Origin of the sequence: Streptomyces pathocidini (assembly GCF_001418495.1) — a bacterium.
Lineage (GTDB): Bacteria > Actinomycetota > Actinomycetes > Streptomycetales > Streptomycetaceae > Streptomyces > Streptomyces pathocidini.
Genome location: NZ_LIQY01000497.1, coordinates 1 through 1974, shown reverse-complemented (window position 1 = coordinate 1974; position 1974 = coordinate 1). Strand labels below are relative to the sequence as shown.

Below are 1974 nucleotides of genomic sequence, written 5' to 3'. Positions count from 1 at the left end.
GCCGCGTGGGCGGCGCGCAGTGCGGCGATCATGCCGCGGCCGATCCGCGTCGCCTCGGCCACGCCAACCGGCCCGTCGTGCTTGAGGACATCGCCGAGCGTGCGGGACGGCACGTACTCCATGACGATGCACGGCAGCCCGCCGTCGTCCACGACGTCGTGCACCACGACCACGTTGGGGTGCGCGATGCGGGCCGCGCTGCGGGCCTCGCGGCGCGTCCGCTCGTACAGGGTCGCGCGCTCGTCGTCAGCGAGGTGCGGCGGGACGTGCAGCTTCTTCAACGCGACGTGGCGGCCCAGGAGTTCGTCCTCGGCGCGCCACACGGTGCCCATGCCGCCGCGGCCGATCCGGTCGAGCAGGCGGTAGCGCCCGGCGGCGAGGCGACCGCGGTCGCGCTCGTCGGGGGACGGGGGGTCTTCCCAGCCGGTTTCGGGGCCGTCGGCGTCCGTTCCCGGGCCGTCCCATCCCGTTCCAGGACTGCTCCGGTCCGTTCCGGGGCTGTTCCGGTCCGGTCCAGGACTGTCCGGTCCGGGGCTGTTCCAGGCTGTCCGGGAACTCGCGGAGTAGTCCCGGTCCGCCGCCTCGGGGCGCCCCCAGCCTGCCCCGGGACGTTCCGCTCCCGCCCTGGGACGTTCCTCGTCCGGCCCGGGACGTTCCGCGCTCATCTCAGGCCCGTCCCCGGCGACGCCTCGGCCGTCCCATCCCGCGTCCGGGCCGTCCCACGCGACGTCCCGGCCATCCCACGCAGCGTTTTGGCCATCCCATCCCACGTCCCGGCCGCTCCACGCGGCGCCCCGGCTGTCCCATTTCGCTTGCCCGGCGGGCCGGTTCCGGGCTCCGCCCCCGCTGCCGCTCGCTCTCCGGTCCCGCACCGCGCGCCCCTTCTGCTCCCCCGTCGCTCATGGCCTGTCTGCCATGGCCTGTCACGATAGTGGCGGGCCTGGGAGGTACCCCCACCGGGGACCGCGTCGCCTCCCGCTGAGGAACCCTCAACTCGCCCCTGCCCGCGAACCCGTCCAGCCATCCCTGCGGGCGACGTGTCGGACCGACGCGGCCCGTGAGTCGGCCCGGTCCCAAGAGCCGACGCGGGCCGAAGAGTCGACCCGGGGCCCATGGGGCGACCCCGGCCTTTGGGCTGGCCTGGCCTAGGAGCTGGCTCGGCCCAGGGGTCGGCTCCGCCGAAGAGCCCACCCGGGCCCATGGCGACCCGGGCTCATGGCGACCCAGCCAGCCCATGGGCTGGCCGGCCTATGGGCTGGCTTGGCCCTGGCCGAAGAGGCGACTTGGGCCCATGGGGCGACCCGAGCCTTTGAGCTGGCCTGGCCTTTGGACTGGCTTGGCCCAGGAGTCGGCCTGGATCAGGGGCTGCCCCAGCCCCCACGGGACATCTCAGGGTCAGGCCAGGGTCGAGCCGGGTGCTTTCGGGGGCGGCGGGCGGTCACCATGGACCCATGACCGACCAGCAGACCGCCCCCGGCGACCCGGGCCCGGGCTCCGGCAGGGGCTCCGACGGGGACTCCGGCAGGGGCTCTGACAGGGGCTCCGGCGTGCCCGCCGCCGGACCACCGCCGCTGCGCGGCCTCCGCCGCAGCCGCGGCCACAAGATGATCTCCGGCGTGTGCGGCGGCCTCGGTCGGCACTACGACCTCGACCCCGTCATCTTCCGCGTCGTCTTCGCGGTCCTCGGCCTCGCGGGCGGCGTCGNNCGCGCTGGTCGGCTGCGGGCTGCTGCTGTCGACGGTCCAGAACCCGGCGGTGCTCTTCTTCTCCGTCGCCGTGGCGGGCGCGCTGGCCGGCTCCGCGCACTGGTCGCAGCGCCGCCGCGCCGAGCAGGAGAGCGCGGCGGACACGGCGGGCGAGACGGGGGCAGACGGCGCCAAGTCCGGTGCGGGAAAGGGGACTTCGTCCGGCTCGGCGGCCGCCCCCGTCGGCGTACCCCCCGAGACACAGGCCCCGCCGGCCCCCGGCGGGGCC

1 protein-coding gene and 1 pseudogene are annotated in these 1974 nt (G+C 75.8%); one reads left to right on the top strand and one right to left on the bottom strand.

The annotated features are described in order from the left end of the window. The coding region (locus tag AOK16_RS21305) for a protein kinase domain-containing protein (RefSeq protein ID WP_240483677.1) at window positions 1-332 on the bottom strand (332 nt) is incomplete at its 3' end. Window positions 333-1451: 1119 nt separating this feature from the next. Between AOK16_RS21305 and AOK16_RS29115 the strand changes: the two are divergent. After that, a pseudogene (locus tag AOK16_RS29115) lies at window positions 1452-1704 on the top strand (PspC domain-containing protein); the annotation flags it as partial. Between the last annotated feature and the right edge of the window lie 270 nt (window positions 1705-1974).